Raw genomic sequence first — 20159 nt, forward strand, 5'->3', positions numbered from 1 at the left:
CACAATATCCTGCGGCAAAACCACCGGAATAAATACCGACGCAGTGGAGCCACGGCCCCGTCGGATGAGCCTGCCGGGACACCGTACTTCGGACGGCGCGGCGCCCCAGGCGCCCCACGTAGACTGGCAGGATGCGGCTGGTAGCGAGTGATATTGACGGAACAATTCTTGGGCACGACGGAAAAATCAGTGACCGCACCATCCGCGCCTTCCACGCCTGCCGTGAGGCCGGCGTCGAACTTGTTTTTGTCACCGGGCGGCCGCCGCGATGGCTGCACCCGCTCCAGGACCAGCTGGGCCACACCGGAACCGTGATCTGCTCCAACGGCGCCGTGGTGTGGGATCTCGAGGCGGACACCCTGGTCTCCGCCAGGGCGCTCGGCATGGATGACGTGCTGGAAATCCGCAGGATCGTCAAGAACCTGCGGCCGTCCGCCCTGTTTGCCGCCGAAACCCTCACCGGATTCCACCTGGAACCGGGCTTCATCGAGAATGAGTCCAGCGAGCTCCTGACCGAATTCACACCGGCGCCGCTCACTGACACGCTGACAGCGGAGGATTCCGTGGTGAAGTTTCTGGCAGTGGTCCGGGAGGGAACGGCCGATCAGTTCCTCGCAGAGGTGACTCCCGCCGTCGCGCATCTTGCCGCCGCCACACACTCGGCGCCCACGGTGGCGCTCCTGGAACTGTCCCTGCCGGGCGTCAACAAGGCCGTGGCGCTGGCCGAATACGCCACGTCGCTGGGGATCAAAGCCGCGGATGTGGTGGCCTTCGGCGACATGCCCAACGACATCGAGATGCTCCGCTGGGCCGGCGACGGTTACGCCATGGCCAGCGGCCACCCGGAGGCCATCCGTGCCGCCGGCCAGCAGGCTCCGCATTTTGACGACGACGGCGTGGCCCAGATTCTCGAGGCCAAGCTCGCCGCGCTCGGGTTGAGACTTCCCTAGGCCCGCGTTCCGTATTTGCCATCCGATTCCCAGCTGACATCCAACTCTCGTTCATCTTGGCTGACTAGGCTCAGACCAAGACAACGGTTGGCGGCACGATGGGGGAGTCATGGCCAGGTATGCGAATGAAAGTCAGGCCGAGCAGCCGCTGCGCCGGGTAGAGCCGGACGCCCACTGGAAAAACCTGCGGGAAGGCGACCGCGTCCGGGTCCGCCTGACGCCCGGGTACGAAACAGCAGGACTGGTGGATGCCGTCACCTGGGACCACACCGCCGTCTGGGTGGATCTCGACGGCGGCCGCGGCCGCACGCTGCTGCACTGCAGCGACGGCGTGGAAATCCTCCCGCAGCCCTGGGACTAGATCCGGCCAGGCAGGCGCCTACCGGCGGGCAGGCTCCGGCTGCCGGTCGGGACCCCTGCGGCAACCACCAGATCCTGCCAGGACATCCCATTGCCCTTGAAAACGTTCGGACGGTCCTCGGCGCGGGCAGCACGCCCCAGGAGCACTTCCCGGATGGGGGTCAGCTGCTCTGCGTTGAGGGTGCCGTCGGCGATTCCCATGGTGACGTCGCCGGCTTCGGCGAGTGCCGACGTCGTGCATTCAACAAAGACCGCCGATCTGCCCATCAGGGCTGAATCCAGCTCACGCCGGTCCGTTTCGTGCGATCCGATGGCGAGCACGCAGGCCCCGTCCGCCACCAGTGAACCGTCGAACAATGGCGCTCCGGCAGTGGTGCAGCAGACGATGATGTCCGCCCGGCAACATCTGTGGCCGTGCCGGGCCGACGGCCCCCGTAATGTCATCGGAGCTGAAGTGCCGGGGCTGTGCCGCCATCCTGGCTCCCGTCTGCGGGCGTGGCCTTGCCCCGTGGTTGGTACGCTTCAAAAGTGACTGAGTCTCTACCGTACTTCGGCCCGGCCGGTGGTTCACGTGCTGATGGTTCACGTGCCGGGGCCGTGCCCCCGGTAGCGATGGCCCACCGCGGTTTCTCGCGTGACGGGCTGGAGAACTCGATGGCCGCGTTCCGCGCCGCCGTCGGACTTGGCTACCGCTACCTGGAAACGGACGTCCACACCACCTCCGACGGCGTGCTCCTGCTCTTCCACGACGAAACCCTGGACCGGGTCACTGACGGGCGTGGCCGGATCTCCGAACTCACGGCTGCCGAGGTGGCGAAGGCGCGGATCGGCGGGCGTGAGGCCGTGCCCCTGTTTGATGAGCTGGTTCTTGCCTTCCCGGAGGCCCGCCTCAACCTGGACGTCAAGGACTGGGACTCCGTGCACAGCCTTTCTGCCGCGATCGAAAGCCACGGCGTTCATGACCGCGTGCTGGTGGCCAGCTTTTCAGACCGCCGACGCCGGGCGGTGCTGAAACTGCTCAGCCGCCGGACGGCGTCGTCCGCGGGGATGGTATCCAATGCCTTGTTTGTGGCGCTGGGTCCCTTGCTGCCGGTCGCGTGGCTGGGACGCGTACTCCGCAGCGTTTTGCGCGACGTCGACGCCTTGCAGGTGCCCGTCCGCTACGGCCTTGTCCGGGTGGTGACGCCGGGCTTTGTCCGGCGCGCGCACGCCCTGGGCCTGTTTGTGCACGTCTGGACCATCAATGAGCCAGCCGAAATGCACCGGCTGCTGGATCTGGGCGTGGACGGCATTTTCACGGACCGCGCCGACCTGCTGAAGAAAGTGCTGCAGGACCGCGGGGAGTGGAGCTGACTCCCGGCCCCCTTTGAGTTTTTGTCCAGTTGCAGCTTTCAATCGCGCTTTGGAGGGCGATATCTGGACTGATGTTCCCGGACCAAGTGTCATGTTGACGCCGGGCAAGCGCATTCCCAACTCTTACTGGCAGGATGGACCCATGCGTATTCTCATCGCCCCGGACAAGTTCAAGGGATCACTCACCGCCGCCGAAGCGGCGTCCGCCATCGCCGAAGGCGCGCTTCGGGTGTACCCGGACGCCGTAGCCACCCAGTTCCCTGTGGCGGACGGTGGCGAAGGGACCCTTGAGGCCGCGGTGTCGGCCGGCTACGAGGAGCGGCTCAACGCCGTCGTGGGTCCGATTCTCGCGCCGATCGGAGCTGCGTGGGCCATTCGCAAGGATGCTTTCGGCGGGGCGACAGCCGTGATCGAAACGGCCCAGGCCTCCGGTCTGGAACACATGGAGCCGACGCCCGCCAACGCCTTGCGCGCGCACAGTTACGGTTGCGGGCAGCTGATCGCAGCGGCCCTCGACGCCGGCGCCAATGAGATTGTGCTGGGGCTGGGCGGCTCGGCAATGTCCGACGGCGGCAGCGGCGCACTGCGTGCGCTGGGCCTCAAGCCCCTGGACTCGGCGGGAAATGTGGTGCCGCTGGGCGGGGGGTCGCTGGCAGATGTGGCGCGGGTGGATATGTCCGGCCTGGACCCGCGCCTCACCGCGGCGACGTTCCGGATTGCCGTGGACGTGCAGAATCCGCTCTTCGGCGCGGAGGGCGCCGCCCACGTTTTCGGCCCGCAGAAGGGCGCCGACGAGGATGCCGTTGAAATGCTCGACGCCGGTCTCCGCAACTGGGCGTCCGTCCTCCGCGAGGCGACCGGCCGGGACGTCAACGTACCGGGAGCCGGGGCAGCAGGCGGGTTCCCGGCGTCGTTCCTGGCGTTCACCCAGGCACGGCTGGAAGGCGGTTTCGCGCTGGTGGCGGGGCTCACGGGGCTGGCCGAACAGCTCGCGGACGCCGATCTGGTGATCACCGGCGAAGGGTCCATGGACTCGCAGTCGCTCACCGGCAAGGCACCCATCGCGCTCGCGGACGCGGCGCACGAACGAGGGATTCCGGTGATCGTGGTGGCTGGCCGGATTCTGGTGACGCCGGAAGAGCTCGCCGGGCACGGCGTGGTGGCCGCTGCCCAACTGCTGGATATCGCCGCAAGTCCGGAAGACGCCGTCGCGAATGCCGCCAAGTACCTCGCGTGGGCCACGAGCCAGGTGCTGGAAGGCGCCTGAGCCGTCCTCTGCGGAACCTTTGTGGAAACTCGCCGACCGGGGAGCTACGCGCCCGTCTCATAGTGCGGCTCGGCCACGGGCTTGGACTCGGGTGAGCCCTTTTCGCGGAGGTAAACGGAAGCGCCGACCAGCACGGCGACGGCCAGGAATTCACTCTGCCAGTTCTGGAAGGACTCGAACCAGAAGCGGCTGGTTGCCAGATACCCCAGGAACGTGACGGTTGGCTGGTCGTGGCTCTGCTGTAGTTATTGGCGCCGGTCAGGATCATCCCGCCGTAAAAGACCACGAACAATGCAATGTTTGCCAGCAGCAGCCCGTGTTCCTTGGCCCACTTGCCCATGATTCCTCCTGCGTTGGTCTGAAACCCGCCTGCTACTTGCCCGCCGCGCGCCTGTTGAGAAGCAGCGGGACGTAGACCAGCAGAACCAGCAGAACGGCAAGCAGCACGCCGCCGGCAGTGAGTCCTGCAACACGCCCGGCGGTGACATCGAAGACCAGCGCGGCGGTGCCCACGCTCAGGATGGCGACGCCGCCCAGGGCTATTTTGGTGATGCTGTCCGCGCTGGACACCAGGGTTTCCTTGAGGCGTTGACGGAAGAGGCGCCGGTGGACACTGACGGGCAGGAGGATAAATGCCGTGGTGAGGGTGGCCGCCACCACGTTGGCAAGATACAGGCCGATCTGGAAGTCATCGAGGGTTTCGAACCGCTGCTGGAAAGGCAACGTCAGCAGGAATCCGGCCAGAATCTGGACGCCGGTCTGGAGAACCCTGAGCTCTTGAAGCAGCTCGCCCCAGTTCCGGTCGAGCTGCTCTTCCCGTGTCTCGTTCCTTCCGCTTGCGCTGCCGGGTTGATACTCGGGATCTGACATTCACTCGCCTCCTTGCTCGCAGCCCTCGGGACTCGCACGGTTGCTCCAAATCTAGGCGCAAGCACAGGCAACTTCAACGCTTTATAAGTTTACTGACTAATTTGGTCCCAACAGTGGATGTGCCACGCCGGTCTCGGTTAGTTTCGAAGAGCCCGATGCGCACCGGGCCCTTAGGAAATCCGCACTGAGCAGGTGGAGTGTGAGTGGCTCAGCCAGGCAGCCCCCGGGCTCATCCATCCCGATCCACGCACAACTGATCCCGTCACAACAGGAGGAAACATGAGCGACAACCAGCACACGGCCCCTGAAGAGGAAACCGGCGGTACGGCACACCCACCGCGGAGCAGGAAAGCGGCGGACCGGACACCAAGCAGTTCGCCCAGCCGCGGGAAGAAGAGGGCTTCGACGCTGCAGGCCTGAACCAGGACAGCCCCGACGGCGAGACCTACCAGACCGGTACACCCAGCCTGGGTCACCTCAGTGCCGAGGATCAGGACAGCGCGGGCGAGCCCGGAGCCGGGCGATTCGGCGGCACCGACGACCAGCTGCATGCCGAGACTGACAGCACCGACCCGGGATTCGAGCCGGCGGGCGGGGCCGGTGCGGAATTGCCCTCGGCAGAGGCCGAGATCGACGCCTCCAACGCGGATGGACAGGGCTCCGCGCCGTTCTCCTCGGAATCCGGCGAGGACGCCGCAGGGCTCCCGGACGGCAGCGGCACGAATCCTCCAGCCGAGAAGGCCCCGAACGACCGGGATGAGAACAAGGAAACCTTCGACGCCGGCTGAACGGAACCGTTGAGACGGCACCCGGTGCCTTTGCCGCGACGAGGTGCCTCGCCCCCGATTCCATGGCAAACAGGGCAGGAAGACGCCGGTCGTCGCAGCCGACTCCCTGCCGCCCCTACCCGCGGCGCCAGCACCGGCTCTACCCGATCTGACCTACCCGCACGCCCAACAGGCACTCATGGTCTATTTTGGCGACGGACCGCTAGCGCTTTTTCTGTGCCCGCTTTGCCGCGGCGTTTGCCGCGGCGTTTACCGCAGCCTTGACCGCCGGCGGGAGCCCGGCCTGTTCCGTTTCCGGTTCGGCCACACTGCCGCGCGCCTTTGCGATGGCCTTCATGCCGTGGTAGATCACCAAGGCTGCGGCGGAGCCCAGGGCAATGCCGGTGAACTTGAGGTCGCCGACGGTCCAGGTGTAGTCGGCAATGCCAATAATGAGCGCGACGGCGGCGGTGGTCAGGTTCACCGGGTTGGAGAAGTTGACCTTGTTCTGGACCCAGATCTTCACACCCAGGATGCCGATCATGCCGTACAGCAAAGTGGCCGCGCCACCCAGCACGCCGGCCGGAACCGTGGCGATCAGTTCGCCGAATTTCGGTGAGAAGCTCAGCACAATGGCGAAGATGCCCGCCACCCAGTAGGCCGCCGTCGAATACACTTTGGTGGCGGCCATGACGCCAATGTTTTCCGCGTAGGTGGTGGTTCCGGAACCACCGCCGAAGCCAGCAAGCACGGTGGCGGCGCCGTCGGCCATCAGCGCGCGGCCGGAGACGCCGTCGAGGTTCTGGCCGGTCATGGCGGACACGGACTTCACGTGCCCGATGTTCTCGGCCACCAGCACCAGCACCACGGGGACAAAGAGGCCAACGACGCCGAGGTGGAACTCGGGTGTCTGGAAATGCGGCAGGCCGATCCACGCGGCGGCGTCCATCTTGGCGTAGTCCACTTCGCCGCGGATCATGGCCACGAGGTACCCCGCCACCACGCCTGCCAGGATGCTGAGGCGGCCGATGATGCCGCGGAACAGTACGCTCACCAGAATGATGGTCGCCAGGGTGATGACCGCAGTGACGGGCGCGGCATCGAAGTTGTTTTTTGCGGCCGGCGCAAGGTTCAGGCCGATCAGCGCCACGATGGCGCCCGTGACGATTGGCGGCATCAGCCGGTTGATCCATCCCGCGCCGAACTTCTGCACGACGGCGCCGACTGCCGCGAGCCCGACGCCGGCAAGCACCACTCCGCCCAGCGCCCCGGCCACGCCGAACTGCTGTTGGGACGCCATGATGGGCGCGATGAACGCGAAGCTGGAGCCGAGGTAGCTGGGAACCCTGCCCTGGGTGATCACCAGGAAGAGGATGGTGCCGATGCCGGAGAAGAACAGGGTGGTGGCCGGTGGCATGCCCGTAATGATGGGCACCAGGAACGTGGCGCCGAACATGGCCACAACGTGCTGCATGCCCACGCCGATGGTCAGGGGCCAGGCAAGGCGCTCATCCGGAGCAACCACCTGTCCGGGACGGATCGATTTGCCGTTGCCGTGCAGCTTCCATTTGGTACCGAGCATGCTCATTGCCGGGGCCTTTCAAAGGGGTAGCCGCGAGGGCCGGGATCTTCCGGTGCAACAATACCGCGCTGCCCGTGCGGGCCGGGAGCAGAGGGGGCGGTGCAACGCGCTGTGCCGAACGTCACGCCCCGTCACGGGAAGAGGACACCGTCGCTTGAAGTTGCAACTATGGAAAGCAGAACTGCCGGCCACCACCAGGTGCGCGGGCCAAACGAAAGGGATGCGAATGACCGTCGCCCATGAAGAAGCAGTGATCGATTCAGCCGCCGTGGATGCAATCTTTGCCGAAGCGCGCACCGCCAACGCCTTCACCGGCGAGGTGACCGAGCAGCAGGCCCGCGCCATCTACGAACTCACCAAGTTCGGCCCCACGGCCTTCAACTCGCAGCCGCTCCGCGTGACGTACGTCCGCTCGGACGAAGCCCGGGCCACGCTTGTGGGCACCCTGTCCGCCGGAAACCGGGCCAAGACGGCTTCCGCGCCGCTGGTTGCTGTCCTCAGCTACGACACCGCGTGGACGGAGCAGTGGCACAACTTCCTGCCTGGCTACAACGCGCCGAAGGCCATGTACGACGCCGCCCCGGAGCTCGCCGCCACGACGGGCAACAACAACGCCCACCTGCAGGCCGGCTACTTCATCCTGGCCGTCCGCTCCCTTGGCTTTGCCGCCGGCCCCATGACCGGCGCCGATTTCGCCGCGATCGACGCCGCGTTCTTCCCGGCCGGAGGCCAGAAGAGCTTCCTGGTGGTCAACATCGGCCGGCCAGGTGCGGATGCGTGGGGCGAAGCCAAGCCGAAGTTTGCCTACGAGGACGTTGTCCGCACGGTCTGAGCGTCCAGGAACGCGGGCACACAATGCGATTGCCTCCGGCAATATGGGGGACATGCCGAAGGCAACCGGGACCGCATTTCTGCAGAAAACTGCACGGCATGCATCCATCGCCAGTTCCAATTTTAGTCCCGATTCCGTCCGCCGCGCGGTGCCCGGCGGTGCTATGTGCAGAACGCCCTGGGCGCACGCGGTGGCCTGCCGTGGCACACTGGGGCTATGCGGAACCTGATCCTGGTGGTGTTTGTTGAGCCCGTCACGGAGGGCCAGGAGTTCCCCCGGACCGACTGGCCCCTGCATATCACGATCGTACGGTTCGACATCAACGGCGAGGACGCCCCGGCCGGCGTAGTGGCTCTTGCTGATGGCCCCGCCGAGGCTGCGCTGGGGACGGCGCTCACCATCGGCGAGGACGACGGCTTCGGCCATCTGGGATCCGTTCCGGTCAGCCTCGTTGACCCCAGTCCAGGCCTGCAGCTGCTGCACGAATCGCTCGTCGAGGCCGTGGTTGGCCTGTCAGGCAACATAGCCAGCCCGCACTACACCGGCGACAACTACCGTCCCCATATTTCCCACCACGGGAGCAAGCGCGTGAACCCGGGCGACGCCGTCGTGCTTGACCGGATAGCGCTGGTGGACATGGCTCCCGACGGCCGCCACGCCACCCGGTGCATCCTCAAGCTCTGGGAACTCTAGGCGATGACCCCGTCAACCAGCGCCTTCGCTTCGGCCTGGACCTGCTTGAGGTGCTCGGCGCCCTTGAAGGACTCGGCGTAGATCTTGTAGACGTCCTCGGTGCCGGAAGGCCGCGCCGCAAACCATGCGTTCTCGGTGACCACCTTCAGCCCGCCGATCGATGCTCCGTTTCCGGGGGCCTCGGTGAGCTTGGCGATGATCGCCTCGCCGGCCAATTCGGTTGCAGTGACGTCCGACGGCGACAGCTTGCCGAGCGCTGCCTTCTGATCCCGCGTGGCGGCGGCGTCGATCCGCGCATACACCGGGGCGCCGAACTTGTCCGTCAGCCCCTTGTACAGCTGCGACGGCGACTGGCCGGTGACGGCGGTGATCTCCGAAGCCAGGAGTGCCAGCAGGATGCCGTCCTTGTCCGTGGTCCAGACGCTGCCGTCCTTCTTATTGAAGGAGGCTCCGGCGGATTCCTCGCCACCGAACGCGCCTTCACCGGAAAGCAGCCCGGGCACGAACCACTTGAAGCCCACGGGAACCTCCACCAGCTTGCGGCCAAGGCCTTCCGCCACGCGGTCGATGATGGAGGACGAAACCAGCGTCTTCCCCACCACCGAGTTCGGGTTCCAGCCGCTGCGGTTGCGGTAGAGGTAGTCAATCGCGACGGCGAGGTAATGGTTCGGGTTCATCAGCCCGCCGTCGGGGGTCACGATGCCGTGACGGTCGGCGTCGGCGTCGTTGCCGGTGGCGATGTCGAAGGCGGCGCCACCGGCAAGACCAGCGCCGCCGTCGGACATCCGCGAAATCAGCGAGGCCATCGCCGAAGGCGAGGAGCAGTCCATCCGGATCTTCTCGTCCCAGTCCAGTGTCATGAACGCCCACTGCGGGTCCACGGTGGGGTTGACCACGGTGAGGTTGAGGTGGTGGCGCTCGCCGATTTCGCCCCAGTAGTCAACCGCCGCGCCGCCCATGGGGTCGGCGCCGATGCGGACGCCGGCGTCACGGATGGCGTCCAGGTTCAGCACGGACGGGAGATCGTCCACATAGCTGCTGAGGAAATCGAACTTGCCGGTGGTCCCGGCGTTCAGTGCATCAGCCAGCGGGATGCGCTTCACGCCGCGGAGGCCGTTCTCCAGCAGTTCGTTAGCCCGGTTGGCGATCCAGCCGGTGGCATCGGTGTCGGCGGGGCCGCCGTGCGGCGGGTTGTACTTGAAGCCGCCGTCGCCCGGGGGATTGTGGCTGGGGGTGACTACAATGCCGTCAGCCTGCGGGGCGCCGGGCCCGGCGTTGTTGTTGTACGTCAGGATGGCGTGGCTGAGCGCCGGGGTGGGCGTGTATGCGTGGCGGGCATCGATCAGTACCTGAACACCGTTGGCCGCCAAGACCTCCAGCGCGGAGTTCTGCGCGGGCTCACTGAGCGCATGGGTGTCCTTGGCCAGGAACAGCGGCCCGGTGATGCCCTGCCCGGCACGGTACTCAACGATCGCCTGCGTGATGGCCACGATGTGCGGCTCGTTGAAGGAGGCTTTGAGGCTGGATCCGCGGTGTCCGGATGTTCCGAACGCCACGCGCTGGCCGGGATCACCGAGATCCGGAGCGACGTCGTAATACGCATCCAGAAGCGCAGTCAGATCAACAAGGTCCTGGGGTTGGGCAACAGTGCCCGCGCGGCTAGCCATGGCACCAGCATGCCAGACGACGGCGGGCCGGGGCGCGGCTTGTCCGAAATCAGGGCCCTATGACGCTGAATGTCACAGTTGCATAAAAGATTTCAGCCGCCGTTCACCGCACAGCCGTTCACCGGACAGACGCACTTCCGGTCCGGCCGCCGGACAAGACCTGAGTACTCCACGGCAAAGTACCCATATACCCGCCGACGCGGGGCTGCTAATTTCAAACACTGACGACGGCGGGACCTCCGCTGCCGGCAGTGATGCGGAGAGTCGAGGGGGGCTTTCGATGGAGGCAGGGGATGGTGCCGCCGAGCAGTCACGGCTGGCGGCAGAACGGGCTGCACGGCTGAAACGCCACCTTGATAACGCGCAGCGTGCCGCCGAATCATGGAGCGCCGGCGCGGCAGGAGAAAGAATTGTGGCGGACCGCCTGAACAGGCTGGTTCCTACTCCACGATGTGCACTGGCCCGGCCGGCCGCTGGCAAATCCGGACCGTGTGCTGGTGGGGCATTGCGGTGTTGTGGTGGTCGATGCCAGGAATTGGCCGGGAGCCGTCCTGTTGAAATCCGATGTGCTGCGCCAGAACGGCTATGCCAGGCATCAGGAGCTCTCTGGCGTGACAACTTCGGGTGTTGGGGTCACAGGAATTGAAGGCGTCGTTGCCGATGCCCGGAGCTATGGCCACAGTTCTGCTGAAGATGACTTCCTGCTGGGGGACGGTAGGCAGGTGGATAGCCCCGTTGTAGTGTTTGGAGCAAGGACTTTCGAGGGGGATTCTCATGACAGATCAGCCGACTCCGCGCCAGGACGGGCCGGGGAGCGACGAGACGCCGGCCGGCTACCAGCCGCCGCAGTTTGTGCCGCCGCCGTTTGTGCCGCCGCAGGGTTCAGGCACCCCGGCCCCGCCCCCGTTTCAGCAGCCGCCGTTTGATCAGCCCGGAGATCCAGGCCTCACACCCCCGCCGGTTTACAACCAGCCCGGCGAGCAGTACGGCAATCCCTATGCGCAGCCTGGAATCCCGTACGGCCAGCAGGCAAACCCGTACGGTCAACCGGCGTACTACGGCATGCCGGCCGAGCCCAAGGGTCTCAGTATTGCAGCCATGGTGTGCGGCATCATCGGCGTGGTCACGGGTGGTTTCTTTGTCATTCCGCAGATCGCAGCTGTGATTCTGGGGCACATTGGCATGAAGAAGGAACCTGCCGGGCGAGGGTTTGCGCTTACAGGCCTCATCACGGGATATCTTGGGGTGCTGTTTGGGGCTTTCTGGCTGTTGTTCCTGATCCTGGGAGCAATTTTCGCCAGCCAAAGCGGCATCAACTACTAGCCCGCCAGGCTAGGCGGTCAGCTCCTCAACCAGCCGGTTCGCGTTGGCTTCGAGCCATTCGCGGCGGCGGCTGATGAGCCCGCCCACTCCTTCAGCCCACATCCGTGCCCAGCCGCCACCCAGCGCCCGGGCATTGTGCTGCATACGCTCAAACGAAAGCCGGGTGGCCTCGACGCCGAACTCCGGCAGCCGCCGTCGTTCTTCTTCCGTCCAGCCATAGGCATCGGCGAAAATCCGCAGGCGCCGGAACGAATCCACGGCTTCCCAGCCGGGCCACGCATCGGCAGGGTCGCGCAGTGGCGCCCAGTGCGTGGCGGTGTTGAAGGAATCCTTCAGCCGGGTGCTGGGGCCGGCGAGATCGAAATCCACCAGGCCGACTGCCAGCCCGTCACGGACCACTACGTTCTGCGGGGTCACGTCCAGATGGCAGACCAGCTCGGCGGGGTCTCCTGCTGCAGTGTCCTGCCGGATGGGCCGAGGCGGGAACGGATGCGCCTGCACAAAACCCTGTGAGGCGTTGTGCAGCAGCCGCACCAGCTGCCCCACGGAAGCCAGCAGCTCCTCCGACTGCACCCACTTTTCAGGAACGGCTCCAGCGCAGAGCCCCGGCACAAAGGTGAGAACGTCGCGGCCTTCGGCGTCGCGGCCCAGGAACCGCGGCGAACCGTCAAAGCCCGCGTCCTCAAGCCAGTCAAGATAGTCGGCGACGGCGAAACTCTGCGGCTGGTGCGGGCGGCGGATTGTTGCGCCGACCCGCACCACACCGTCGGTGACATCGCCCGCGGGCATAAGTTCGACGTCGGACGCCTCGCCTGGAGCGGGAACGTACAGCCGCTGCTCAACCGGCCCACGGTTCATAATGCTCATCGCGTCAGCGTACGCCGCCCATGAGCTTCTTGATTGCCGGCGAGGCGGCCGCCATGCCCGCGGCCAGCACGATGGCTACCCCGCCGATGCCGAGGAAGTACGGCAGCTCGTCGTCCGGGTTGTACAGGCCGGCGAGGATGCCCGCCAGCGTGGTGCCCAGCGAAACCGAAAGGAAGAACAGCGCCACCATCTGGGTGTGGAAGGCCTGCGGCGCCAGTTTGGTGGTCACGGAGAGGCCGATCGGGGAGAGGAAAAGTTCCGCAAGAGTGAACAGGAACAGGATTCCCACCAGTGCCACGAGCGGAGTCTTGCCGTCGCCGGCCAGCGGAATGAACGCCAGGAATGCCAGCCCCATCACAAACAGGCCGACCGAGAATTTCAGCGGCGAGCTGGGCTGTTTGTGGCCCAGCTTGGTCCACAGCGCCGCCATCACACCGGCGAAAATGATGATGAACACGGGGTTGATGGACTGTACCCAGGCGGCCGGCATTTCCCAGCCGAACACGTTTCGGTCCAGTTTCTCCTCGGAATACACGGCGATGAAAGTGAACTGCTGCTGGAACAGGGCCCAGAACGCTGCCGAGGCGATGTAGAGCGGGATGAATGCTGTGACCCGCTTGCGCTCGGGGCCGTCCACCTTTTTGCTGGTGAAGATCAGGGCGAAGTAGAGGATGGATGCACCGATCGCCACGTAGGCCATGGTCAGCGCCAGGTTTTCGGCGTTGACGGCGCCCGTGGACAGCAGGACGGCGATGACGGCGGCGATGCCGAGGAAAATGAGCCCGTACCTGGTGCGGCCCGAGGCCGGCAGGGGATTAGGGACCCGGTGTGCTTCTTCCGGCAGTTTGTTGCGGCCCAGCGCGTAGATGCCCAGACCGATCGCCATGCCGACGGCGGCTGCGCCGAAGCCCCAGTGGAACCCGCGGCTCTCCTGCAGCCAGCCGGTGACCAGCGGGCCGATCAGCCCGCCGACGTTGATGCCCATGTAGAAGATGGAGAAACCGGCGTCGCGGCGGTCGTCCTTCTCACCGTAGAGGGTGCCCACCAGCGCAGTCGCGTTGGCTTTAAGCCCGCCGGAACCGACGCCCACCAGCACCAGGCCGGCGACCAGCCCGGGGATTCCGGGCAGCAACGCCAGGGCAATGTGTCCGGCCATGATCATGACGGCCGAGCCGAACAGCACCCGCTCCGATCCGAACAGCCGGTCCGCGAGCCACGCGCCCAGGATGGTGGAGAGGTACACGCCTCCGCCGTACGCGCCTACCAGGCTGGCAGCGAGGCCCTGTTCGATTTCCAGCCCGCCCTGCGAGGCTGTGTAGTACATGTAGTAGAGCAGAATGCCCTGCATGCCGTAGAAGGAGAATCGCTCCCACATTTCTACGGAGAAGAGGCTGGCCAGCATCTTTGGGTGGCCGAAAAATGAAGTGTCGCCCGGCGTTTTCGCGGGGGATTCAGATAAATGAGTTGTGCTCATTTACTTAATGCTGACACCGAGGCCCTGGATTGTCACATTGTGGGTTGCCGTCTGTCCGTGAATCCCGCGATGAGTACCGCCGCCACACTGACGTGCATGAGGATCAGCGCCACCTGGACTCCGATGGTTGATGCGGCGGAAAGCGGCCCGGAGACGGACAACAACAGAGCGGCGACGGCGGTCACCACCCAAATGCGCGGCCCCTTGGCTGTGAACCGCTCAAGTACCGCCAGCAGCAGCCAGGCGGCGAGGCCTGACCCTACAGCGGTGACGATGACAGCGGCCCACCCGACCTCTCGGGATGCGCCCGCATACATTTCCTCGATAGTCAGCGGGATTCCCGCAAGCTTCACCACGACAATCCATTCGATCAGGGCCAAGGCCGCGGCGGCCGCCACGGACAGTCCCCGGCGTCGTGCGTTCATTGTGCGTCGTACTTTCGTTGTGTTTGGTGCGTGACCAATTGACATGGCCTTTTCCTTCCTCTTTGAACTATAGTTAGGTGACTAAGTAACTAAAGGTTAGTCGTCTAACTAAGTATTTTCAAGGGGTATCCGTGAATGACCTGCAGGCTGCTGCCATCAATGCGTCCATCCGCACGATCGGCATGCGGCACCGCGCCCTGGCAGGCAGCAAGCTCGCGGCCATTGGCCTCTCGGTTGGCCAGGAGGCCCTGATCGCCGAGCTCTTCGAGAACGGCCCCCGGAGCCAGGCCCAGCTTGCGGCGGCATCCGGCTGTGAGCCGCCCACCATCACGTCGGCCGTCCAGAAGATGGAGGCACGCGGACTGGTTCGGCGTACGCCGTCGTCATCGGACCGGCGGGCCATGGTTGTGGAGCTTTCGGAGCAAGGCCACACCGCCATGGCGCAGCTGACCACTATCTGGCGCGAGCTTGCGGAGGAAACTGTGGCCGGGATGACCACCACCTCGGTGGAGGAGCTGGTAGACGCCCTGACCGACCTCGCTGGCAGCCTGAGCCGCCGGAAGAGTTCACCGGAGGACCCATCGATTCTTGCTGTCTAGAAACCCAGCTGCACAGCGACCTGCAGCAGCAGCGCCTCGGAGCCCATGGGCCCCACCAGCTGGATGCCCATGGGCAGACCGGAACCCGGCCCGGCGCCCGGCCGGTCTGTCAGCCCCGGCCCTCCTGTCAGCCCCGCCCCGGCACTCCCGGTCCAGTGCACCGGGATGCTGATGGCAGGCAGCCCGCACACGTTCACCATGGAGGACCACGGCGCGTACTCGCACTGCTTGCGGTAGTCGCCGTCGGCGTCTCCTGCCCATTCGGCAGCCGGCCAGTGCCCGTCGCCGTGCGCCGCGCCGGTGAACCAGCCCACCGGCCGCGGCGTCTGTGCGAGCGACGGCATAAGCATCAGGTCCCATTCGGCGTACTGGGCAACTGTGTCGCGTTGGAACTGCCGCAGGAAAGCCAGCGACTCGTTGAGCTTGGCTGCACTGCGCTGCTGCGCACGGCGCCGGAACGTGCGGGTCAGCGGCGTCAGCAGCGCCTCGCGCTGCGGCGCGATCCGGGCAGTTCCGACGCCGGCCGTCCAGGCCGTGGTGAACGCATCGGGGTAGCGGTTATCGTAGCGGACCGTGGTTTCGACGGCGTCGTGGCCGGCATCCGTCAGCAGGCGGACACCGGTGGCCAGTGCGTCCAGCGCTTCCGCATCCGGGTTGAACGGGAAAATCGCGGACCATGGGCTGTCCAGGCTCATGCCGATCCGGAGGCGGCCCGGCCCGCGGGAAACGGCGTCGAGGTAGCCGGGTCCGTCTGTGCCGTCTGCCGGCACCAGCGCATCCAGCATCAGCGCTGCGTCTTCGGCGGAACGGGCCAGTGGCCCGGCCACCACCAGCTTGGCGGGATCGCCCCAGCTCTCCCCGGCGGGCACCAGCCCGCGTCCGGGCTTGAGCCCCACCAAACCGCAGGCCGCAGCCGGAATCCTGACCGAACCACCGCCGTCGGTCCCGGGAGCGAACGGCACCAGGCCGGCGGCCACCGCGGCAGCGCTGCCGCCGGACGAACCCCCGGAGCTGCGGCTCAGCGCGTGCGGATTGCGGGACGGCGGCGCGATCAGGTTTTCGCTGTAGGCCGTCAGTCCGAATTCCGGAACCTGGGTCTTGCCCAGTGAGATGACGCCCGCACCCTTGAGCGCTGCCGCCAGGGCGCCGTCCACCGGTGCGGGTTTGTGGTCCAGCGCGGCGCTGCCGTGGGTGGTGACCACGCCGGCCACATCGGTCAGGTCCTTGAACGCGAGCGGCACACCGTGAAGCAATGGGAGGCTTTCGTCCGAAGAACCTCTCGAAACCCGGGCGTACAGCGCGTCCGCCGCGCCGGCGTCGGCCATTGCCTGCTTGGCGGTGACGGTGACAAACGCGCCCAGGCCGGGGTTCTGCGCTTCGATCCGTGCGAGGAAATGCGCGGCTGTTTCGCGGGCAGAGACGTCACCCGTGCGCAGGGCATCACGGAGCTGAACGGCGGAAAGTCCGTGGATCTCAGCCAAGGAAACGCGGCTCCAGGCGCTCCTCGGTGGCGACGGCGTCAACACTCTCGCCGGTCAGCCGGGTCACAATGTACGCGCCCTTGCCCTTCACCTCGGCAACTGCCTCCACCAGTTCAGTGCCGTGGTAAACCAGCCCCACGCCGTCATCCGTGCAGTGGGTCTCTCCCAGCGTTCCGTCCGCCACGAGCCTATGGACCAGCGGGCGGCGCCGTTGCTCGGAGTCATAGTGCACGCCGTTGGCGTAGGGGAGGAGGGCGAGGCCGTTGGTCACGGCACGCAGCTCCGGGCCGAACGAATCCGTGGTGCCGCCCTGGTACCAGCAGATGGATCCGGCGGAAACGCCCGCGAGCACAACGCCCCGCTCCCAGACGCGGTGCAGGATCTCATCCAGCCGGTGAGCCCGCCATACCGCCAGCAGATTCACCACCGAGCCGCCGTTCACCCACACCACGTCCTGTTCCATCAGGTGCTCTTCCGGATCCGCATGGTTCGGCATGGTGAACAGGTTCAGATGGCTGAAATCGAAGCCCGCAATCCTCGCGGCCTGGTCCAGTTCGGCGTTAAACCAGCGCTGATCGCCGGACGCCGTGCCAATATGCGTCACCCGCGGCGCCCGGCCACTGACACCGGAGAGTTCGACGGCGTGATGCAGCAGGGCGTCAAACTCCAGCCGGGTGCGGTTCCCGGCCTTGTAGCCGCCGGAGGTCGCAAGAATGGTGGGCTGTTCAGCAGGCACGGCGTTTCTCCTTTGCGGTCTCCAAGAAGCGTAACCTGCGCGCGGTTTCAGAGGTGCGGTGTTGCGCTGGCGATACGCTGGGTTGCAGACGTTGATTCCCTGGAGAGGATTCCCATGAGCGATTTCGATACCGTGACCGTCAACGACGTCCCCGCGGACGCCGGGATCCTGGACGTGCGCGAGGACTACGAGTGGGTTGCCGGGCATGCCGATGGCGCACTGCATATTCCGCTGGACCAGCTCCCGGCCCGGATCGGCGAACTCGATCCGGACCAGGACCTCTATGTCATCTGCCGCACCGGCGGGCGCTCATTCCGCGCCGCACAGTGGCTCTCGGGCCAGGGCTACTCGGCCCTGAATGTGGCCGGGGGTATGGACCAGTGGCTCGAATCAGGCAAACCCATCATCTCGGACAACGGCCTCAAGCCGGTTGTCCTTTAGCTCCCTCCTCTTCACCGTTTCCATATCTCAAAAGGAATACTTAATGCCTGCGTCACCTGTCACCTATACCTACCTCGGCCCCGAAGGCACCTTCACCGAGGCGGCGCTGATGCAGGTCCCAGGCGCGGCTGAGGCCACGCGGATCCCGTCCTCCAACGTCAACGCCGCCTTGGACAAGGTGCGCAACGGATCCGCGGACGCGGCCATGGTTCCAATCGAGAATTCCGTGGAGGGCGGCGTGACCGCCACTCTGGACGCCATTGCCACAGGGCAGGAGCTTCGGATCATCCGGGAAGCGCTGGTGCCCATCAGCTTTGTGCTGGTGGCCCGGCCGGGTGTGGCGATTTCCGATATCCGCCGCGTGTCCACGCACGGGCACGCGTGGGCCCAGTGCCGCCTGTGGGTCGAAGTGAATATCCCCGGTGCGGAATATGTTCCGGGATCATCCACGGCGGCGGCCGCCATGGGGCTGCTGGAAGAAGAAGCGCACTACGACGCCGCCATCTGTGCGCCCATCGTCGCAGCGGAGCAGCCGGGCCTTGCGGTCCTGGCTGAGAACATCGGGGACAATCCCGGGGCCGTCACGCGCTTTGTGCTGGTAAGCCGGCCCGGCACCCTCCCGGAACGGACCGGCGCTGACAAAACCACCGTCGTGGTGCCGCTGCCCGAGGACCGGCCAGGCGCCCTGATGGAAATTCTGGACCAGTTCGCAACCCGCGGCGTGAACCTGAGCCGGATCGAATCCCGGCCCACCGGCCAGTATCTGGGGCACTATTTCTTCAGCATCGACGCCGACGGCCACGTGGAGGATGCGCGGGTGGGTGACGCACTCGCGGGGCTCCACCGCATCAGCCCCGCCACCCGCTTCCTGGGCTCCTATGGCCGGGCTGACGCGCAGAGCCCCGTGGTGGCGCCGCACACTTCTGACCAGGCATTCCGTGCGGCTCATGCTTGGGTCGGAGAGATTCTCCAGGGGGAATCCGTCGCGCCCGGACAGGGATTCGGGGCTCCGCCCACAGCGTAGACAAATGCCTCCCGGGGTACTTCCCTGCCCCAATAACAGTGCGTATGCTTACTTGATCCACATTGGTGGAAGTCCCCTACCGAAGGGAGCGGGTCATGTCAGGCACCATCAGCGAGAACGACGGCCAGGGAATCATCGTCAATCCCAAGCCCACCGCAGAAAATCAGGACTGGGACGGTGACGAAGCCGACCGTGCCGACCGCCTGCGCTTCGAAGAGGAACAGGCAATGATCCGTGAACAGTCGGAGGCCAGGGCCGCGGCGAAGGCTGCTGCGTACGCCGCCAAGGGCGGCCGTAAGGACGCCAGCGCCTAGGCCTCACGCTTAGCGGCATCCAAGTTGCAGTACACGTCCAAGTTGCAATACACCTAGCGCCGGACCGGGGTTTCCTTTGCCCGGTCTGCCCGGACCCTGACCAGCAACGACCTCGGCTCCACCCGCACGCTCACGCTGGTGGCTTCCCCGGACGTATCGCCGTCCAACTGGGTGGGCATGGGCTCCGGGCACTTGATGACCACCTTGCCGGAACGGTAGAACGTCATGACGGGCAGAGCCCTGTTGTGCTTGAGGAGGACTTTGGTATACATCGCCAGCCAGCCGATGGCGCTGCGGGGGCTCATCACCACCACGTCCAGCATGCCGTCGTCGATCATGGCCTGTGGAATGAAGTCAATGCCGCCGGGGATCAGGCCGCAGTTGGCGAACAGTACACTGCGGATTTTTCTGGCCTGTTCGGGCTCGTCGTCCAGTGCGATGGAGACTTTCTTGCGGCGGCCGGGCAGGTGCCTGACCCCGGCTTCCGTGTAGGCCAGCCAGCCCACTGCCTTCTTGAGGCCGTCATTCGTATCACCCAGCACCTCGGCATCCATTCCGATCCCCGCGATCACCAGGAATGCGTGCTCCGAGGAGTGGCCGGTGACGGAGTTTTCAATCCCCATCCTGGCGGTGTCGATGTAGCGCTGGTGGCCGAAGAGCGCGGTCCGGACGTTGCCTGACAGATCATTGACATCCAGATCCACGTTGCGTGCCAGCAGGTTGCCCGTGCCCAGCGGGATCAGGCCCATCGCGACATCCGTGTGTGCCAGCGACTCGGCCACAACGCGGACGGTACCGTCACCGCCGCCCACCAGGACGACGTCGGCTCCGTATTCAAGCGCAGCCTGGACCTGCGAGAATCCGGGATCCTCCGCCGTCGTTTCGAAAAACTTCGGTGCTTCCCAACCGGCAGTATGGCAGGCCCGCTGGATGATGGCCTTGGCCTCGGCGGATTTTGCCTTGACGGGGTTGAGGACTACTGCCACACGCTGTTTCCCCAGGCCTGATTCGTGGGTGTCTTCCCGGACAGCGCTGCGGATATGGCGCGCCTTGAGCCGGCGCACGCCCCACCAGCTGGACACGGCGAATGCCAGGGCCCCGGTGATGAACAGGTACGGAATCCAGTCGCTCATG

The 20159-nt window shown here is 65.8% G+C and carries 24 protein-coding genes; 12 read left to right on the top strand and 12 right to left on the bottom strand.

Annotated elements, in window-relative coordinates:
• The first annotated feature begins 131 nt into the window (after positions 1-131).
• Together V3C33_19500 and V3C33_19505 are read left to right on the top strand one after the other, a co-directional pair.
• Positions 132-950 (top strand): HAD family hydrolase, encoded by an 819-nt coding sequence (locus V3C33_19500; protein ID XAS67572.1) that lies wholly within the window; start codon positions 132-134, stop codon positions 948-950.
• Between the two features lie 109 nt (positions 951-1059).
• Positions 1060-1311 carry a hypothetical protein gene (locus V3C33_19505; protein XAS67573.1) on the top strand — a complete coding sequence of 84 codons (252 nt, stop codon included), beginning with the start codon at positions 1060-1062 and terminating at the stop codon, positions 1309-1311.
• Here the strand turns inward: V3C33_19505 and V3C33_19510 are convergent.
• On the bottom strand, positions 1308-1754 hold the full coding sequence (locus tag V3C33_19510; protein ID XAS67574.1) for a hypothetical protein: 447 nt from the start codon (positions 1752-1754) through the stop codon (positions 1308-1310). The genes V3C33_19505 and V3C33_19510 overlap by 4 nt on opposite strands.
• Before the next feature lie 168 nt (positions 1755-1922).
• Between V3C33_19510 and V3C33_19515 the strand changes: the two genes are divergently transcribed.
• Together V3C33_19515 and V3C33_19520 are read left to right on the top strand one after the other, a co-directional pair.
• The gene (locus tag V3C33_19515; protein ID XAS69803.1) at positions 1923-2663 is read left to right on the top strand and encodes a glycerophosphodiester phosphodiesterase; all 741 of its coding nucleotides are present in this window, start codon (positions 1923-1925) and stop codon (positions 2661-2663) included.
• Positions 2664-2805: 142 nt separating this feature from the next.
• On the top strand, positions 2806-3930 hold the full coding sequence (locus tag V3C33_19520; protein ID XAS67575.1) for a glycerate kinase: 1125 nt from the start codon (positions 2806-2808) through the stop codon (positions 3928-3930).
• Positions 3931-3974: 44 nt separating this feature from the next.
• Here the strand turns inward: V3C33_19520 and V3C33_19525 are convergent, their stop codons facing one another.
• The 3 genes from V3C33_19525 to V3C33_19535 form a co-directional block, all read right to left on the bottom strand.
• Positions 3975-4139 (bottom strand): DUF6766 family protein, encoded by a 165-nt coding sequence (locus V3C33_19525; protein XAS69804.1) that lies wholly within the window; start codon positions 4137-4139, stop codon positions 3975-3977.
• Positions 4140-4302: 163 nt separating this feature from the next.
• On the bottom strand, positions 4303-4800 hold the full coding sequence (locus V3C33_19530) for a DUF6328 family protein (GenBank protein XAS67576.1): 498 nt from the start codon (positions 4798-4800) through the stop codon (positions 4303-4305).
• 170 nt (positions 4801-4970) lie between these two features.
• On the bottom strand, positions 4971-5351 hold the full coding sequence (locus V3C33_19535; protein ID XAS67577.1) for a hypothetical protein: 381 nt from the start codon (positions 5349-5351) through the stop codon (positions 4971-4973).
• 57 nt (positions 5352-5408) lie between these two features.
• Here V3C33_19535 and V3C33_19540 point away from each other — a divergent pair, with 57 nt between their 5' ends.
• Positions 5409-5588 carry a hypothetical protein gene (locus V3C33_19540; protein XAS67578.1) on the top strand — a complete coding sequence of 60 codons (180 nt, stop codon included), beginning with the start codon at positions 5409-5411 and terminating at the stop codon, positions 5586-5588.
• A 202-nt stretch (positions 5589-5790) separates the two neighbouring features.
• Here the strand turns inward: V3C33_19540 and V3C33_19545 are convergent, their stop codons facing one another.
• On the bottom strand, positions 5791-7155 hold the full coding sequence (locus tag V3C33_19545) for a solute carrier family 23 protein (GenBank protein ID XAS67579.1): 1365 nt from the start codon (positions 7153-7155) through the stop codon (positions 5791-5793).
• Between the two features lie 220 nt (positions 7156-7375).
• On the opposite strand from V3C33_19545, the gene V3C33_19550 reads away from it, so the two are divergent.
• Both V3C33_19550 and V3C33_19555 read left to right on the top strand, forming a co-directional pair.
• Positions 7376-7981 (top strand): malonic semialdehyde reductase, encoded by a 606-nt coding sequence (locus V3C33_19550; protein ID XAS67580.1) that lies wholly within the window; start codon positions 7376-7378, stop codon positions 7979-7981.
• A gap of 216 nt (positions 7982-8197) precedes the next feature.
• The gene (locus tag V3C33_19555; protein XAS67581.1) at positions 8198-8674 is read left to right on the top strand and encodes a 2'-5' RNA ligase family protein; all 477 of its coding nucleotides are present in this window, start codon (positions 8198-8200) and stop codon (positions 8672-8674) included.
• Here the strand turns inward: V3C33_19555 and pgm are convergent.
• Positions 8671-10341 (bottom strand): phosphoglucomutase (alpha-D-glucose-1,6-bisphosphate-dependent), encoded by a 1671-nt coding sequence (gene pgm, locus V3C33_19560; GenBank protein ID XAS67582.1) that lies wholly within the window; start codon positions 10339-10341, stop codon positions 8671-8673. The genes V3C33_19555 and pgm overlap by 4 nt on opposite strands.
• Before the next feature lie 774 nt (positions 10342-11115).
• Between pgm and V3C33_19565 the strand changes: the two genes are divergently transcribed.
• Positions 11116-11664 carry a DUF4190 domain-containing protein gene (locus tag V3C33_19565; protein ID XAS67583.1) on the top strand — a complete coding sequence of 183 codons (549 nt, stop codon included), beginning with the start codon at positions 11116-11118 and terminating at the stop codon, positions 11662-11664.
• A 9-nt stretch (positions 11665-11673) separates the two neighbouring features.
• Here V3C33_19565 and V3C33_19570 read toward each other — a convergent pair whose 3' ends face one another.
• From V3C33_19570 to V3C33_19580, 3 genes are read right to left on the bottom strand one after another with little or no spacing between them, the layout of a single operon-like run.
• The gene (locus V3C33_19570; GenBank protein ID XAS67584.1) at positions 11674-12531 is read right to left on the bottom strand and encodes a phosphotransferase; all 858 of its coding nucleotides are present in this window, start codon (positions 12529-12531) and stop codon (positions 11674-11676) included.
• 4 nt (positions 12532-12535) lie between these two features.
• Positions 12536-14005: a peptide MFS transporter gene (locus V3C33_19575; GenBank protein ID XAS67585.1), complete on the bottom strand. Its 1470-nt coding sequence runs from the start codon at positions 14003-14005 to the stop codon at positions 12536-12538.
• A gap of 32 nt (positions 14006-14037) precedes the next feature.
• Entirely contained in the window at positions 14038-14430 is a 393-nt protein-coding gene (locus V3C33_19580) for a DUF6069 family protein (protein ID XAS67586.1), read from the bottom strand.
• A 131-nt stretch (positions 14431-14561) separates the two neighbouring features.
• On the opposite strand from V3C33_19580, the gene V3C33_19585 reads away from it, so the two are divergent.
• Positions 14562-15029 carry a MarR family winged helix-turn-helix transcriptional regulator gene (locus tag V3C33_19585; GenBank protein XAS67587.1) on the top strand — a complete coding sequence of 156 codons (468 nt, stop codon included), beginning with the start codon at positions 14562-14564 and terminating at the stop codon, positions 15027-15029.
• On the opposite strand, the gene V3C33_19590 is transcribed toward V3C33_19585, so the two are convergent.
• Both V3C33_19590 and V3C33_19595 read right to left on the bottom strand, forming a co-directional pair.
• A complete protein-coding gene (locus V3C33_19590; GenBank protein XAS67588.1) occupies positions 15026-16510 on the bottom strand; it encodes an amidase in 1485 nt (494 codons plus the stop codon). The two genes, V3C33_19585 and V3C33_19590, sit on opposite strands and share 4 nt — an antisense overlap.
• The gene (locus V3C33_19595; GenBank protein XAS67589.1) at positions 16503-17246 is read right to left on the bottom strand and encodes a peptidase E; all 744 of its coding nucleotides are present in this window, start codon (positions 17244-17246) and stop codon (positions 16503-16505) included. The genes V3C33_19590 and V3C33_19595 overlap by 8 nt, the downstream gene beginning before the upstream one ends.
• A gap of 114 nt (positions 17247-17360) precedes the next feature.
• Between V3C33_19595 and V3C33_19600 the strand changes: the two genes are divergently transcribed.
• The 3 genes from V3C33_19600 (at position 17361) to V3C33_19610 (ending at position 19025) form a co-directional block, all read left to right on the top strand.
• Entirely contained in the window at positions 17361-17687 is a 327-nt protein-coding gene (locus tag V3C33_19600; GenBank protein ID XAS67590.1) for a rhodanese-like domain-containing protein, read from the top strand.
• Between the two features lie 43 nt (positions 17688-17730).
• Positions 17731-18711 carry a prephenate dehydratase gene (gene pheA / locus V3C33_19605; protein ID XAS67591.1) on the top strand — a complete coding sequence of 327 codons (981 nt, stop codon included), beginning with the start codon at positions 17731-17733 and terminating at the stop codon, positions 18709-18711.
• Positions 18712-18806: 95 nt separating this feature from the next.
• On the top strand, positions 18807-19025 hold the full coding sequence (locus V3C33_19610; GenBank protein ID XAS67592.1) for a hypothetical protein: 219 nt from the start codon (positions 18807-18809) through the stop codon (positions 19023-19025).
• Positions 19026-19078: 53 nt separating this feature from the next.
• Here V3C33_19610 and V3C33_19615 read toward each other — a convergent pair whose 3' ends face one another.
• Positions 19079-20158, bottom strand: coding sequence for a diacylglycerol kinase family protein (locus V3C33_19615; protein XAS67593.1), 1080 nt, complete (start codon positions 20156-20158; stop codon positions 19079-19081).
• Between the last annotated feature and the right edge of the window lies 1 nt (position 20159).

Source organism: Micrococcaceae bacterium Sec5.7, assembly GCA_039636785.1.
GTDB lineage: Bacteria > Actinomycetota > Actinomycetes > Actinomycetales > Micrococcaceae > Arthrobacter.

Bases quoted from the DNA above. Each gene is read 5' to 3' on its own strand.
- V3C33_19500 (XAS67572.1), top strand. From the start codon at position 132: ATGCGGCTGGTAGCGAGTGATATTGACGGAACAATTCTTGGGCACGAC.
- V3C33_19505 (XAS67573.1), top strand. From the start codon at position 1,060: ATGGCCAGGTATGCGAATGAAAGTCAGGCCGAGCAGCCGCTGCGCCGG.
- V3C33_19510 (XAS67574.1), bottom strand. From the start codon at position 1,754: ATGACATTACGGGGGCCGTCGGCCCGGCACGGCCACAGATGTTGCCGG.
- V3C33_19515 (XAS69803.1), top strand. From the start codon at position 1,923: ATGGCCCACCGCGGTTTCTCGCGTGACGGGCTGGAGAACTCGATGGCC.
- V3C33_19520 (XAS67575.1), top strand. From the start codon at position 2,806: ATGCGTATTCTCATCGCCCCGGACAAGTTCAAGGGATCACTCACCGCC.
- V3C33_19530 (XAS67576.1), bottom strand. From the start codon at position 4,800: ATGTCAGATCCCGAGTATCAACCCGGCAGCGCAAGCGGAAGGAACGAG.
- V3C33_19535 (XAS67577.1), bottom strand. From the start codon at position 5,351: ATGCAGCTGGTCGTCGGTGCCGCCGAATCGCCCGGCTCCGGGCTCGCC.
- V3C33_19545 (XAS67579.1), bottom strand. From the start codon at position 7,155: ATGAGCATGCTCGGTACCAAATGGAAGCTGCACGGCAACGGCAAATCG.
- V3C33_19550 (XAS67580.1), top strand. From the start codon at position 7,376: ATGACCGTCGCCCATGAAGAAGCAGTGATCGATTCAGCCGCCGTGGAT.
- V3C33_19555 (XAS67581.1), top strand. From the start codon at position 8,198: ATGCGGAACCTGATCCTGGTGGTGTTTGTTGAGCCCGTCACGGAGGGC.
- pgm (XAS67582.1), bottom strand. From the start codon at position 10,341: ATGGCTAGCCGCGCGGGCACTGTTGCCCAACCCCAGGACCTTGTTGAT.
- V3C33_19565 (XAS67583.1), top strand. From the start codon at position 11,116: ATGACAGATCAGCCGACTCCGCGCCAGGACGGGCCGGGGAGCGACGAG.
- V3C33_19570 (XAS67584.1), bottom strand. From the start codon at position 12,531: ATGAGCATTATGAACCGTGGGCCGGTTGAGCAGCGGCTGTACGTTCCC.
- V3C33_19575 (XAS67585.1), bottom strand. From the start codon at position 14,005: ATGAGCACAACTCATTTATCTGAATCCCCCGCGAAAACGCCGGGCGAC.
- V3C33_19580 (XAS67586.1), bottom strand. From the start codon at position 14,430: ATGAACGCACGACGCCGGGGACTGTCCGTGGCGGCCGCCGCGGCCTTG.
- V3C33_19600 (XAS67590.1), top strand. From the start codon at position 17,361: ATGAGCGATTTCGATACCGTGACCGTCAACGACGTCCCCGCGGACGCC.
- pheA (XAS67591.1), top strand. From the start codon at position 17,731: ATGCCTGCGTCACCTGTCACCTATACCTACCTCGGCCCCGAAGGCACC.
- V3C33_19610 (XAS67592.1), top strand. From the start codon at position 18,807: ATGTCAGGCACCATCAGCGAGAACGACGGCCAGGGAATCATCGTCAAT.
- V3C33_19615 (XAS67593.1), bottom strand. From the start codon at position 20,158: ATGAGCGACTGGATTCCGTACCTGTTCATCACCGGGGCCCTGGCATTC.